This is a genomic window from Gemmatimonadaceae bacterium (assembly GCA_035606695.1).
In the GTDB taxonomy this organism is placed as follows: domain Bacteria; phylum Gemmatimonadota; class Gemmatimonadetes; order Gemmatimonadales; family Gemmatimonadaceae; genus JAQBQB01.
Genome location: DATNEW010000016.1, coordinates 64,301 through 76,917, shown reverse-complemented (window position 1 = coordinate 76,917; position 12,617 = coordinate 64,301). Strand labels below are relative to the sequence as shown.

At 66.2% G+C, this 12,617-nt stretch carries 14 protein-coding genes; 5 read left to right on the top strand and 9 right to left on the bottom strand.

Going from position 1 to position 12,617, the window contains the following annotated elements; all coding sequences use genetic code 11:
* Positions 1-12 precede the first annotated feature (12 nt).
* Positions 13-1,062 carry a FecR domain-containing protein gene (locus VN706_06600; protein ID HXT15281.1) on the bottom strand — a complete coding sequence of 350 codons (1,050 nt, stop codon included), beginning with the start codon at positions 1,060-1,062 and terminating at the stop codon, positions 13-15.
* 134 nt (positions 1,063-1,196) lie between these two features.
* Here VN706_06600 and VN706_06595 point away from each other — a divergent pair, with 134 nt between their 5' ends.
* The 5 genes from VN706_06595 to VN706_06575 all read left to right on the top strand — a co-directional run bounded on the left by VN706_06595 (position 1,197) and on the right by VN706_06575 (position 5,721).
* Positions 1,197-1,748, top strand: a complete 552-nt coding sequence (locus VN706_06595) for an RNA polymerase sigma-70 factor (protein ID HXT15280.1) — start codon at positions 1,197-1,199, stop codon at positions 1,746-1,748.
* Positions 1,749-2,075: 327 nt separating this feature from the next.
* On the top strand, positions 2,076-2,984 hold the full coding sequence (locus VN706_06590; protein ID HXT15279.1) for a hypothetical protein: 909 nt from the start codon (positions 2,076-2,078) through the stop codon (positions 2,982-2,984).
* Between the two features lie 485 nt (positions 2,985-3,469).
* Complete coding sequence (locus tag VN706_06585; GenBank protein HXT15278.1) at positions 3,470-4,831, top strand: APC family permease; 1,362 nt, start codon at positions 3,470-3,472, stop codon at positions 4,829-4,831.
* A gap of 55 nt (positions 4,832-4,886) precedes the next feature.
* Positions 4,887-5,246: a co-chaperone GroES family protein gene (locus VN706_06580; GenBank protein ID HXT15277.1), complete on the top strand. Its 360-nt coding sequence runs from the start codon at positions 4,887-4,889 to the stop codon at positions 5,244-5,246.
* Positions 5,247-5,283: 37 nt separating this feature from the next.
* Positions 5,284-5,721: a BrxA/BrxB family bacilliredoxin gene (locus VN706_06575; protein ID HXT15276.1), complete on the top strand. Its 438-nt coding sequence runs from the start codon at positions 5,284-5,286 to the stop codon at positions 5,719-5,721.
* Positions 5,722-5,739: 18 nt separating this feature from the next.
* Here the strand turns inward: VN706_06575 and VN706_06570 are convergent, their stop codons facing one another.
* The 8 genes from VN706_06570 to VN706_06535 all read right to left on the bottom strand — a co-directional run bounded on the left by VN706_06570 (position 5,740) and on the right by VN706_06535 (position 12,405).
* Positions 5,740-6,003 (bottom strand): DUF1080 domain-containing protein, encoded by a 264-nt coding sequence (locus tag VN706_06570; GenBank protein HXT15275.1) that lies wholly within the window; start codon positions 6,001-6,003, stop codon positions 5,740-5,742.
* Between the two features lie 5 nt (positions 6,004-6,008).
* A complete protein-coding gene (locus VN706_06565) occupies positions 6,009-6,317 on the bottom strand; it encodes a hypothetical protein (GenBank protein HXT15274.1) in 309 nt (102 codons plus the stop codon).
* A 22-nt stretch (positions 6,318-6,339) separates the two neighbouring features.
* Positions 6,340-6,810, bottom strand: a complete 471-nt coding sequence (locus VN706_06560; GenBank protein HXT15273.1) for a c-type cytochrome — start codon at positions 6,808-6,810, stop codon at positions 6,340-6,342.
* Positions 6,811-6,892: 82 nt separating this feature from the next.
* A complete protein-coding gene (locus VN706_06555) occupies positions 6,893-7,573 on the bottom strand; it encodes a trimeric intracellular cation channel family protein (GenBank protein ID HXT15272.1) in 681 nt (226 codons plus the stop codon).
* A gap of 285 nt (positions 7,574-7,858) precedes the next feature.
* On the bottom strand, positions 7,859-8,005 hold the full coding sequence (locus VN706_06550; protein HXT15271.1) for a hypothetical protein: 147 nt from the start codon (positions 8,003-8,005) through the stop codon (positions 7,859-7,861).
* Between the two features lie 286 nt (positions 8,006-8,291).
* Complete coding sequence (locus VN706_06545) at positions 8,292-8,861, bottom strand: hypothetical protein (protein ID HXT15270.1); 570 nt, start codon at positions 8,859-8,861, stop codon at positions 8,292-8,294.
* Positions 8,861-9,631, bottom strand: a complete 771-nt coding sequence (locus VN706_06540) for a hypothetical protein (GenBank protein ID HXT15269.1) — start codon at positions 9,629-9,631, stop codon at positions 8,861-8,863. Before VN706_06540 ends, VN706_06545 begins: the two co-directional genes overlap by 1 nt.
* A 71-nt stretch (positions 9,632-9,702) precedes the next feature.
* The gene (locus VN706_06535; protein HXT15268.1) at positions 9,703-12,405 is read right to left on the bottom strand and encodes a serine/threonine-protein kinase; all 2,703 of its coding nucleotides are present in this window, start codon (positions 12,403-12,405) and stop codon (positions 9,703-9,705) included.
* Positions 12,406-12,617: the final 212 nt, after the last annotated feature.

The window sequence follows — 12,617 nt, the reverse complement described above, 5'->3', positions numbered from 1 at the left end:
CCGCGCGTGGCGTCACCGCGACCCGGACGCTCCGCGAGCCGAGTGAATCGTGGCGCTGTCGCCCTGCCGAATGATGCGGGCGTCGAGGGTCAGCTCGAGAATGCGCAGCGCCTGGTCGATCGACTCGCCGTTGAAGGTCGTCGTGACGTGTCGCCGGGTCATCATCGAATCATCAGCCTGCAAGGTCACCCCGTACCAGCGCTGCAACTCCGCGGCCACTTGGCTCAACGGTGCATCTCGGAATACCAACTTGCCGGACGTCCATGCGACGTCGTCGGCGCCGACGACCTGGCGGGCGACGCGAGTGCGTCCACTCGCATCGATGTCGCCGCGATCGCCCGCCGCCAATACAACACCCGCGGCTTCGGCGGTGTTCCCGCCGCGCAAGCGGACGCTGCCGCTGACCACAGAAACGCTGGTCGCGTCCACGGCATCGCTCTCGATGCTGAACGTCGTGCCGACGTCTTCGATCACAGCTCCGTTCACGCGCACCGAAAACCGGTTCGCCGCATCGTGATGGACGTCGAAGAACGCATCACCCGTCAACTGCACGGATCGATGCGACGCAAAGTCAGCCGGAACGACGAGCGTGCTGCGCGGACCGAGCGTGACGCGAGAGCCGTCGGCGAGCAGCACCGAATCGCGCTGGCCGGTGGTCGTCGCATAGGTGCGAGCGACGCCGGCGTTCGTGTGCATTCCTGGGCGAATGATGACGCCGGCGATCACCGCCGCGGCAGCGGCCGCCGCGGCCACGAAGAGGAAACGATTGCGGTTCGACGACCAGCCACGCCCGCGCGCGACCGTAAGAGTCGGCGTCGTGCGCATGCGTTCGTGCACTCGCGCGAGCGCCGCTTCGACGTCGACGTCATTCGCCGTAACGAGAGGCACCGCCACCTCGTCCAACCGCGCGAGCAGGTCACGATCGCGCGGATTGGCATCCAACCAGGCACGCACGGCCGCTGCCTCGGCAGGCGAACTTTCGCCGGCAAGGAAACGGGCGACGGCATCCCAATCGGGAGCGCCTGCCTGGTCGATGTTACCTGAGGAAAAATCGGCGGTCATGCCCTATCGACACGCGGTGAATTGCGTACCCTTATGCGGATCATCGAACGTATCCCGGAGTATACGGGAACGCCGGACGTACGGACAGCCACCCCGCCGCCAGCCTTGCCGCGACTTGCCCGCACCGGACTCGTATGGAAGAACGTGAGCTGCTGAGCCGCCTGAAGACGGGCGATCAGGACGCGTTCGATGCGATCTTCCGGGCGCACTATCCGTCGCTCGTCGGATTTGCGCAGGGGTTGCTGCACGATCGCGCGACGGCCGAAGATGTGGCGCAGGAAGTCATGCTCGAGCTGTGGCGCCGCCGCGCCGAGGTCGCGATTCAGGAATCGCTGCGTGCGTATCTCCTTCGCGCCACGCGCAACCGCGCGCTGAATCAATTGCGTCACGCCAACGTGCAGCGCCGCGCCGAGCCGCACATCAAGGGACAGGAAGCGGTATCGCCTACCGGCGCGTCGGAGATCGTCGCGAGCGAATTACAAACGGCGATCACGGCCGCCATTGCTGAATTGCCGCCGGGTTGCCGTGAAGTTTTCTCAATGAGCCGCGGACAAGGGCTTCGGTATGCCGAGATCGCGAGCACGCTCGGCATCTCTGTAAAAACTGTGGAGTCGCAGATGGGCAAGGCCCTTCGACATCTGCGCACACGGTTGGCCGCGTGGCTGCCGGAAGCGGAAGTGCTGTGACGCCAAACCGGACCACGGAAAACTGCTCGACGTTCACGGACAGGCACGGAGACGGCGTTTAAACCGGTTGAACCGCGGTTGAACTTCAGCGCTTTTTGGAACACCCTCGGCACGCTTCGATTCGCGATGCGTCCCGAGGGTGTTCTTGAAAAAAATCATTTCAACCGTAGTTGACTGCGGTTCACGCCGTCTCCGTGCCTGTCCGTGTGCGTCCGATTTTTTCCGTGGTCATTTGTTCGGCCCCCACCATCTTTACGCGACACACGCGAATGAGGGTCCCTGCGACTCCGTGTGTCACTAGCGCGGACCCCGAACAGGACACTTCAGATGAACCGAGTTCTTCTTGCGTGCTGTGCCGCCGCGGCTGTCGTGATGGCGGCGTGCAGCGACAACAATGCATCGGCACCAGCGAGCGACCTCGCGGTCTCAATGGCTTCGGCATTCTCGTCAACGCCCGCGGGTTTCTCTCAACTCAGCAGCAGCTTCAGCACGACGGGTGACGAAGGTCCCTTTATGCCGAGCTTCGATCACGGACGTGGCGGCCCGCCTGGACGCGGCCTGGGTCCGGGCTTTGGACTCGGGTTCATGGGTGGCGGTCTCGATGGCGCGTTCATGGGCGACGGATTGCACGCCTTCCGTGACAATTCGAACAACTGCGCGTTCTCGGCGACGACCGGCCTCACGTGCACCGACACGACGCGCGACGGACTGATCGTGCACAGCGTGGCGAAGTTCACGACGACGAATGGGACGGTGGAACCGAAGATCGATACGGCGACGAACAGCGTGAGCACGTCCGTCACGGTGAGCGGCACGTCGACGCGTCGCGACGGCGACAAGAGCGTGGTGAATGAAGCGAGCGCGCAAACGGTGACGGGCCTCGCGAAGGGCAGCACGCAGCGCACGGTCAACGGCACCTCGGCCGGCACGGAAAACACGACGGGTACTTCGGATCAAGGCGCGTTCACCGCGGCGCGGACGACGGGCGACACGATCACGGGCGTCGTCATCCCTGTCGCGACGCCGGCGAATCCACGCGCGTACCCAACCGCCGGCAGAGTGGTGCGTGCGATGAGCGCGACCGTGACGATCGCGGGCCAGTCGCCCACGACGAACTCGCGCAAAGAAGTCATTACATACGACGGCTCGGCGACGGCGAAGGTCGTGATCACAGAGAATGGTACGACGCAGAACTGCACGCTGCCGTTGCCGCGTGGACGATTGACGTGCTCGTGAGTTTTTCTTTTTGACTTTCTCGCCGCGTGCGATAGGGGTGTGTAGCGCGCGCCGTGTCTGTGGGATGTAGTCCGGTTGGATGCAGGTCTTGCTTTCGAGACGTGTCGGTCTCGCCCGGGTGGGGGCAGAACGCAGGATCCGAAAGCACAGGTTTCAGTGGGGTGTCGCCGTGTTGGAACGAGAGCGGCGCGCCCCACTGAAATCTTTTTTTGTTCGGGACAGCTGCTTACCACGGACAACGGCGCACGTCCGCGGACAGGCACGGAGACAGCGTTCGAACGGTCGGTAACGGCGTTTCACGTTGAATGCTTTTTCAAACACCCTCGGGATGCTTCGATTTTGGAGGCATTGTGAGGGTGTTCTTCAAACGAAGGTCATTCAACAGCAGTTGACTGCAGTTGACGCCGTCTCCGTGCCGTTCCGTGGACGTCGGCCGTTCGTCCGTGCTCGCTTGTGTTGTTCTCCGCGCCGCTCCATCGTAGGAGATGGCGCGCCCAACCAGCCTTCTCAAGATCCTCGGCCTTTCGTTCGGACTCGCCGTTACCGTCGGCAACACCATCGGCGGCGGCATCCTCCGAACACCGGGCGACATCGCCGGATGGCTTCCACAAACCTGGGCGTTCGTCGGCATCTGGCTCGTCGGTGCGCTCTATGCCACGCTCGGCGCGAACGCGCTGTCCGAGCTGGGTACCATGCTTCCGCGATCCGGTGGGCAGTACGTGTTCGCGCGTCACGCATTCGGTGAGTATGCGGGCTTTCTCGTCGGATGGATCGACTGGATATCGACATGCGCGTCGACCGCGATCATCGCGATGGTCATCGGTGAATCCGTGGCGAGTCTGTTCGGACTCGATGCGTCCACATCGAAGCCCGTGGCGATGGCGATCGTCGTCGCGCTCACGCTGCTGCTTCTGCGAAGCACCAGGCTCGGCGATCGCGCGCAACAGATCACGACACTGGTAAAGGCGCTCGCGCTGACGGCGTTGATGATCGCGTGCTTCGCGTTCTCCGGGCGCGCGCACGTGTCGGCTGTCGCGACCGCAGCCACTGCAGCCACTGCAGCCACTGCAGCCACTGCAGCCGCGTCGCCTGCCGGGTTCGTCGCGTTCCTTCTCGCGTTGCAAGCGGTGATCTATACGTACGACGGCTGGAGTGGCCCGATCTACTTCTCCGAGGAGCTGCACGATCCGGCGCGCCAGATCCCGCGGTCCATGTTCTACAGCCTCGCGAGCGTGGCGGCGATCTACGTTCTGATCAACGTGGCGTTCGTCGTCACGCTGCCGACGCGCGCGCTCGCCGGTTCGCCGCTCGCCGCGGGCACGGTCGCGAACGCGTTGTTCGGCGTGCGCGGCGAGCAGTTCGTGCGCGTCGTCGTGATCGCATCGCTGCCGAGCGCGGTGAGTGCGTGCATCCTGATGGCGTCGCGCGTGTTGTACTCGGTGAGCCGCGACGGACTCGGTCCCGCCGTGGCGACGCGTGTCAACGGCGGCGGTGCACCCATGGTCTCGTTGGCGTTGACGGGGCTCGTGTCCGTCGCGTTCGTCGCCACGAAGACAGTGACGACGATCGTCGCTGTGGCGGCGTTCTTTTTCGTGGCGGATTACACCTTGTCGTTCGCCGCGGTGTTCGTGCTGCGCCGCCGCGAGCCCGAGGCCGCGCGGCCGTATCGCGCGGTCGGGCATCCATGGAGCACGGGCGTCGTGTTGCTCGGTTCGTTGGCGTTTCTCGCGAGCGCCGTGGTCGCTGATGCGCGAAACAGTGTGTTCGCGCTGATCGTCGTAGTGGTGAGCTATCCGGTCTTTCGTTTTTCGCGGCCGCCCGGCGTGCCGGCCCCTTCTGTCAGCTGATATCTTTTCAATGGTTGTGGTATGCTTGGAGCACTGGCATGAACGGAGTTGAGGCATGATCAAGCGTGACAAGGAACTGATCGTCGTCGGGGACCGCGTCCTGGTGCGGGTCGAGGAAGGCGAGGAGCGGACGAACGTCGGCCTCTATCTGCCGCCGACCGCGGTCGACAACCAGGCGGTGCAGGGCGGCACCATCATGGCGACGGGCCCCGGCCAACCGATGCCGAGCCCCGATTCGCTCTCCGAGGAGCCGTGGCTCGCGCCGGAACGCACGACGCGCTACGTGCCCATGCAGGCGCGCACCAGCGACTATGCGCTCTTTTTCCGCAAGGCCGCGGTGGAGATCACGTTCGAGGGCGACCGCTATCTGGTCGTGCCGCAAGCCGCCATTCTCGCGCTCGTCCGTGATGAGTAGCATTTAAGTATCATTCACTCATTAGCATTCCGGTATTATGCGTCTCCCTCAGCAGATGTACGACGAGCGGCTCGTGTCCCCGATGCGGCAGGAGCTCACGCGACTGGGTGTCGACGAGCTGCGGACCGCCGACGAAGTCGACGCGGCGCTCAAGGACTCGCCCGGCACGACGCTCGTCATCGTGAACTCGGTCTGTGGCTGCTCGGCGCGCATGGCGCGGCCCGCGGTGGCGATCGCGCTCCAGAACCCCATCAAGCCCGATCGCGCGACGACGGTCTTCGCGGGCCAGGACGCCGACGCGACCGCGCGGGCGCGCTCGTACTTTACGGGCTATCCGCCGTCGTCTCCGCAGATCGGATTGCTCAAGGACGGCGAGCTGGTGTTCATGCTCGAGCGCTGGCAGATCGAAAGCCGCGCGGCGGACGAAATCGCGCACGATCTCGTCAATGCGTTCAACAAGTACTGCGCGGCGTAGCCGCCCAGGGTGACAGCGCTACTCGAGCATTCTTACCCAAATATTCCTGAATCGGACCGGATCGCCGTGATTCTGGAGCATCAGCGGTAGCGCGTCCGGATGCTTCTCGTACGGCGGCCGCTTCATGTTCGCCGTCGGTCCGCTCAGTACCGCGTCGTCCTGAACCAACACGCCGTTGTGAATCAACGTGATGCGCGCGGGCGACGTGACCTTGCCCGCCGCGTCGACGTGCGGGCGATGAAAGACGATGTCGTACGTCTGCCATTCGCCGGGCGGACGCATCGCGTTCACGAGCGGCGGATACTGGCCGTAGATCGCGCCCGCGTGGCGTTCGGCGCGACTTCCATCGCGCCGTCAACGAGCGTCCATCGCGCAGGCTTGCTCGCGCTGTCGGCCGACGTCCAGCCGGCGAGCGATTTGCCGTCGAACAGCACCACGGCGTCCGACGGTGGCGGACCCGAAGGCCGGCAGGGCCCCGGATCCACCACGCGCGGTTGCGGCCGGTCCATCGAATGCTGCGGCCATTGCGTCGACACCTGCGCGTCGAGCGACATCACGCCTCCGGCCAACAGCGCAACCGCGAGGGAGCGCACCATTCGCTACATGCTACTGGACATGCTACTGGTGGTTCAGCGAATACACGTACGCGGCAAGCGCGCGCAGTTGATCGTCGGTGAGCGGCGTCGGCCGCGTGCCGCCGCGCGCCGGCATCGCGATCCGATGCGCCGGATCCTTGATCTCCGCCACGGGCACGCCGCTCGTGATCGTTCCGAGAATGCCGTTGTAGCTGCCGTCCGAGTGCATGAAGTTGCCGGTCGTCAGGTTCGGGCCGTTCGCGGCGCCGTGCGCGTCGGCCCCATGACAGTTCTTGCAATTACGCACATGGAAAAGCGAGTCGCCCTCGGCGACCATCAACGCCGTGACGCCATTCGGCAGTCCGCGCCGCGCGGCCGAGTTGGACGGATTCGCCGGGGTGTTCGGCGCTCCGGCCGGTGCGGGAGCTGAGCTGCTGCTTCCCGAGTGACAGGCGCCGAGCGCCGCGAGTCCGAGGGCCACCACCACCGAGCGAGCGAGTTTGCTGTTCGTCATACCGGAAGTTTGGGCTGAGGGTGATTCGTGTGTCCGCTGCGACGTCTCCATCGACTGCATCGTTTGCATCGTTCGCATTGGCTTACGAACTCCCGGGCCGGGACGTTCGATCCCGTCTCGCGGAACTATCCGAGACGATCGGAACGCCGTCGCCCTCCAATGCGAATACTGGAAGCTGGAGCCCAAAGGCGATCGAGGCTAGTCTCACCGCGGCGACGACGATCATCCCGCCCCACGTCGCGACGCCGCGCCCCGCACCGAGCGCGAGCAGTACAAAGTAGAGCGACGTGCCGAGGATCGCGGCGCTGGCGTACAGATTTCCTCGCTTGAGCACGAGCGGAATCTCGGCGCTGAGCACGTCGCGTACGGCTCCGCCTGCCGAGCCCGTGATCGTCCCGAGCACAACGCACGCAACCGCCGGCAATCCCGCGCGTTCAGCGATCTGTGCGCCGGTGAGACTGAACATCGCGAGTCCGATGGCGTCGGCGTAAAGCAGCGTGCCTGCCGGCGGCGGCCGCCAGCGCACGTAGGCAATCGTGAACAGCGCCGCCGCGACGATCACGATCACGTACGCCGGATCGGCGAGCCAGAAAATCGGATGTCGCGCCAGCAGTACGTCGCGAATCGTCCCGCCGCCGACCGCCGTGACCAGCCCCAGCACCACGACGCCGAGGACGTCGAGACGTTTGCGGCCGGCGGCGAGCGCGCCTGAGATCGCGAACACCGCGACGCCGACGAGATCGAGCGCGTAGTTCAGTGTCATGCAGAGAAAGGATACCGGGGCGGCGGGATTTGCACCCGCACCTCGACGCCGTGTGCCCGCACGGTCCCGGCTTTCGGCCCATGGGATGATCGTGCGGCGGCGTCGCGCTCTCGAGAGTTGCTACAGTCTTGAGCTACGCGTCCCGGCGGCGCGCGGCAAAAGCCCATACGCGCCGCACCATGTTCTGTTCAGTGGTTCGATCCAGCGAGTGCACATACGAAACGCCCCGTCCGGCACGTGGCGCAGACGGGGCGTTGGAGAGTCCAACGGGCAACGGAGCGAGCCTTACGGCGTCGAACCTCCGAGCGAGTCTGCATCATGTGGGCGCGTCAGCCACGAATCTCGACCGACGGCCGCGTTCGTCCGCGCGACGAGCGGAAACATCTCCGGCTGTCGCGTGCGTTCGAGAGAGAGGGTGTCGGTGGTCATCATGGAGTCACGGTCTGAGGAAATTCCCTCGCGACGATTTGCGAGGGGCGCAGATAATACGACGAAATAAGAGAACTGTCAAGGGGGATGACTCCAGATCGCCGCGAAGAAAGAAACCAGCACGGACTGTGAACCGCGACGACAACGGACAGGCACGGAGACGGCGTTAACCGCCGTTGACTGACGTTGACTGGCACCGCCGTCTCCGCGCCTATCCGTGGTCGTCGCCGTGCCAGTCCGTGGGAATGTCTTTTTTGGGAACTCCTCGGGCAACCCGCTCTGCGCGGACCTAGGAGCCCGGATCCTCGCACACCACGCCGTTGACCGGGATGACCTCGAACCGCCCCGCACGCACATCAGCGCGCCACGCCTGTCTCACCTTGCTGAACCGCGACACGTTCGGCTCATTCACCACGATCGCGACGATCAGCGGATCGAGCGTTCCGCCCGCGTCACACGACGCCATGAACACGCGCTCATCCGCTGCCAGCGGCGGAATCGACAGCTCGGCGCGTACGATCCGCGACGGCGCCGCGCGGCCCGACGCCGCGCCGATCGTGTCGAGCCAGATCATCTCGCCGCGCGGAGTCACCACGTGCGAAAAGCCGTACTCGCCCGCTGGACCGTTCGGCGAGGGCGGAATGAGCGAACCACCCTTGTACGTGAACCCCGCGGGCAGTGAATCGTAGCGCAGGCCGACATGACTCGCCGTGGCCCCAACGCCGGACGGCGACACGACCGCGGTATCCGTCGGCGCGTTCGTCTTCACTGCATCAGCGTCCCGACGGCAGGCCATTGCACCCACCGCGAGCACGATCATCCCGGCAATCGACGCGTTGAAGCGCACTTGAAGTCGCATCAACCGATCGTATCCGGCGGATCCGCCGTACAACATCCAAGCGCGCACGAAATCCAGATCGGCGATTCACCGTCCGTCTGCATCGGCGCCGTGCGCGAGAAGGCGGCCGGCTGGACGGCTGCCGCCGCCTCCGTGCACGACTTGAAATCGGCGCGCGCGCCGCGCACGAACTTGTGCCCGCACTCCTTGAACCGGCCCGTCGCCACGCTGCGGTGCGCGCGTGCCCCATTCGTCGTCGTCAGCTCCTCGAGCCGCCATGTCGCCGAGCCGCCGGTGCCCGGCAGCACGATGAGATAATACTCATAGGCGCCGGGACGGGTGTTGTACATCGTGTCCACATCCTGCCCGTGATTCAACGTCCGCGCGGCGACGACGCCGTAGGCCGGCGTCGCGGCGGCGCTCAACGAATCCTGCGCGTCGACCGCGTCCACGCGCAGACTCGTGAACCGCGACGGACGCCCGCGGCACTCGGCCCGTCCACGGCAACGCCGCTGGCGCTCGTTGCCGCCGACGAAGTTGAGGCGATGCACGAAGCCATACAGCTCGTCGCCGCTCATCTGGTCGATGGGCTTCGACAGGGCGCCGGGCAGTGCGGCCGGCGCGGCGTTCGCACTCGCATTCGCGTTTGCGAGCGCCGCCACCGGCGCTTTGCCGCTGTCACTCTTTTGTCGGTCCGAACCACCGCATGCGGCAATTGCGGCAAGCGCGGTACCCGCCAGCGCAAGCGCCGCGCGACGCGCTCCGGCGCGCGTTGCTGAAGGTCGCGTCACGTGAACTCCTTTCGATTGTGATGTTGTTACGAAACTTTAACGAGGGGAAGGACCTGCGGACCAGCGACTGCTCACTGCGACGCCAAACCGCGCATCCGGGCAAGCGTCGGCGCGAGCGCGCCGTCCGCATGCTGCCAGAGCACCAGCACTTCGCGCGCACGCCGGCGCGCCTCCGCCGGGTCACCGCGCCTGGCCGCCAGCTCGGCACGAAACGCCAACGCGCGGCCGACCGCCGCCGCCTGCGCCGGCTCTCGCACCGACCAGGGCCCGAGCGTCGGCAAGGCGTTCAACACGCGGTCGAGCTCCGCGACCGCCGCACCGGTGTCGCTGAGCCTCGAGCGCAACGCCGCTTGCTGGACGGTTTGATCGAGCGAAATGTCACCGGGAAGCGCAACGCTGCGCACGATCGCTGCCGTGTCGAGCAGCAGCCGCGCGCGACGCGCGTCGCCGCTGCCCGCCGCCCGCTGCGCGCGCTCGAGGGCGGTTCGCTCGGTGAGATCGGCGACCGCGCGCGCGCCGACGGCACCCGGGCACGGAACCGAGAGCGATGCGGAACGCCACGTCACCTCGTGCAGAATCTCCGCGCGCTTCGACGGCTGCGCGTAGCTGTCGAGCAATCGATCGACATCGCCGCGCAGCGTGGTCAGCGAGTCGTCGCACACACCGGCGGCGGCGCGCAGCAGCAGACGACTCCCCGCGGCGTTGAGCGGCGGCGCGATCCCGCGCGACGCATCGTATTCCGACGTCGCGATGGTGTTGAGCTGCGCGGCGCGATTGAGCTGGCCGACCAGCGCCGCCAGTCCAGCCAGCCGATCGGCATCGTCCGCGTCCACGACGTGGCCCGCCGTCGCGCGTAACACGGAATCGGCGAGTGACTGCGCGCCCTCGATGTCCTCGCGTTTGAGACGCAGCCGCACGCTCACCGCGGCGAGTCGCAACTTCTGTCGGTCGCTCGCCGCGAGCGTGCGGGCACGCGCGAGCGCCGCCTCCGCGCCGTCTCCCGTGACCGCGATCTCGCCGCGTGCTTCATACGCCGTCGCGAGTGCCTCGTACGCGTCTGCGTTGTTCGGCACCGCCGTAGACCACTGTCTCGCGAACGCCAGCAAGGTTTCGCGATTTCGTTGCAGTGCATCGCTGAAGGTCGGCGCCAACACCCCGGGCCTGGCGGCTCCGAAGTCGGCGATGGTGTATGGAATGAACACCACACTGTCGCCGCTCAGCGACGGATGCGCCGCGTACGCCAGCGCGGGACTCGCCTCCGAGCGTCCAGCGCGAACCTGAATGGCGGACGTGACGAGAAGATTCGAAATCGTGCCGAAAGGCAGCGAACGATGCATCGACGGATCGATGGTCGCGGCGCGCATGTACGCGCGCGCGGCGCCGTCCCAACTCGTGCGGAAGCGATAACGCGACGGACTCGACGCATCGGCGACGACGACCGAATCGAGCGCGAGACAGTCGCCAATGCCGTACCACGCCATGGCATCGAGCGAATCGGACGCGCGCATGCGATCGAAGCTCGCGCACGCACGCGGGTATGCGGAGTTGCCGAGCGCGATCAACGCGTCGGCGAAGAGCGAGTCGCGGCCGTGCAGCTGCGTTCGATTCGCCGCGAGGCGCGCCGTCGCGAGACGGAATGCGTCGCCGTCCACGCGCCGCTCGAGCTCGAGCGACTGGGCCAGGCGAAGCGCCTCGTGCGCCGTGCGGCTGTTGCCCGGTGATCCCGCGCCGTTCGAGCGGCCGCGCACGGCATCGCCGAGCGGCGTTGCGGCCATCGCCGCGAGGGCGACCAGCGCGATGAGCGCCACCGCCGATCCCGCCCACGCGAGCGGATGCTTCGGCACGCTCTCGAGCGCGCGCTTCGGCGCGGAGGTTCGCTTGGGCGGCGCCGTGAGATCGCGAATGACGAACTCGATCGCTTCGGCGAAGGCGCCGGCGTCTGGAAAGCGTGCATGCGGCGATGCGGCGAGCGCGCGCAGCAACAGGTCGTCGACGAACGGCGGCACGTCGGCGCGATGCTTGTGAATCGGCTCGGGCGGCGTGCGCAGCCGCTTGTGCAGCAGCTCGCGCGGCGTCGTGGCCGAGAAGGCGTGCTCGCCCGCGATCATCTCGTAAAGCACGCAGGCGAGCGAGTAGACGTCGCTGCGCCCGTCGTATCCGTTGTCGGTGAGCTGCTCGGGGCTCATGTACGCCGGCGTGCCAACGATCATTCCGTGGCCGGTGACGCGCATGTCGAGCTCCTGCATCACGCGCGCGACACCGAAATCCGCGAGACACGCGTGCCCGTGGTAGAACATGATGTTCTCGGGCTTGACGTCGCGGTGGATCACGCCCTGGTCGTGCGCGAACGAGAGCGCGAGCGCGATGTCGTGCGCGCACTGCAGCGCTTCGACGATCGGCATCTGGGGCTCGGCGTCGAGTCGCTGGCGCAGCGAACCGCCGTCGACGAACGGCATGACGAAGAACAGGCGGCCGTCGGCGACGCCGGAGTCGTACGTCGGCAGAATGTGCGGATGCTGCATCCCGGCGGAGACCTGGATTTCGCGCAGGAAGCGTTCGCCGGCCACCGAGCCGACGTCGGGATTCAGCGTCTTGATCGCAACGAGGCGATCGTGCTTGAGATCGCGCGCGAGATAGACGATGGCCGATGCGCCGCGGCCAGTCTCGCGCAGGATCTCGTATCGCTCCTGGAACGCCGCTACGAGCGGCGCGGGGATGCGCGGTGGTCCGTAGGACGCGCTATTGGCGTCGAGCTTGGCGGTTTCGTCGGACACCGGCGGGTACGGCAGAGAAAGGTGGGGCTCTGGCGGCCGCCGTCGGCCGGAGTCGCTCTATATAGACTGACGTGGCGTAATCATGCAACGAGCATCTGCGGGCATTTGCGGGACGGCGAACGGAAAAACCGAATGGAAACCGCGAGTGGAAGGGGCGAATGGAACGAGCGAGTGGAAACAGCGCCCAGGCGATTCTTCCACTCGCCGTTTCC

Bases quoted from the DNA above. Each gene is read 5' to 3' on its own strand.
- VN706_06565 (HXT15274.1), bottom strand. From the start codon at position 6,317: ATGGTGCGCTCCCTCGCGGTTGCGCTGTTGGCCGGAGGCGTGATGTCG.
- VN706_06555 (HXT15272.1), bottom strand. From the start codon at position 7,573: ATGACACTGAACTACGCGCTCGATCTCGTCGGCGTCGCGGTGTTCGCG.
- VN706_06575 (HXT15276.1), top strand. From the start codon at position 5,284: ATGCGTCTCCCTCAGCAGATGTACGACGAGCGGCTCGTGTCCCCGATG.
- VN706_06590 (HXT15279.1), top strand. From the start codon at position 2,076: ATGAACCGAGTTCTTCTTGCGTGCTGTGCCGCCGCGGCTGTCGTGATG.
- VN706_06560 (HXT15273.1), bottom strand. From the start codon at position 6,810: ATGACGAACAGCAAACTCGCTCGCTCGGTGGTGGTGGCCCTCGGACTC.
- VN706_06600 (HXT15281.1), bottom strand. From the start codon at position 1,062: ATGACCGCCGATTTTTCCTCAGGTAACATCGACCAGGCAGGCGCTCCC.
- VN706_06595 (HXT15280.1), top strand. From the start codon at position 1,197: ATGGAAGAACGTGAGCTGCTGAGCCGCCTGAAGACGGGCGATCAGGAC.
- VN706_06550 (HXT15271.1), bottom strand. From the start codon at position 8,005: ATGATGACCACCGACACCCTCTCTCTCGAACGCACGCGACAGCCGGAG.
- VN706_06580 (HXT15277.1), top strand. From the start codon at position 4,887: ATGATCAAGCGTGACAAGGAACTGATCGTCGTCGGGGACCGCGTCCTG.
- VN706_06585 (HXT15278.1), top strand. From the start codon at position 3,470: ATGGCGCGCCCAACCAGCCTTCTCAAGATCCTCGGCCTTTCGTTCGGA.
- VN706_06570 (HXT15275.1), bottom strand. From the start codon at position 6,003: ATGCGTCCGCCCGGCGAATGGCAGACGTACGACATCGTCTTTCATCGC.
- VN706_06545 (HXT15270.1), bottom strand. From the start codon at position 8,861: ATGCGACTTCAAGTGCGCTTCAACGCGTCGATTGCCGGGATGATCGTG.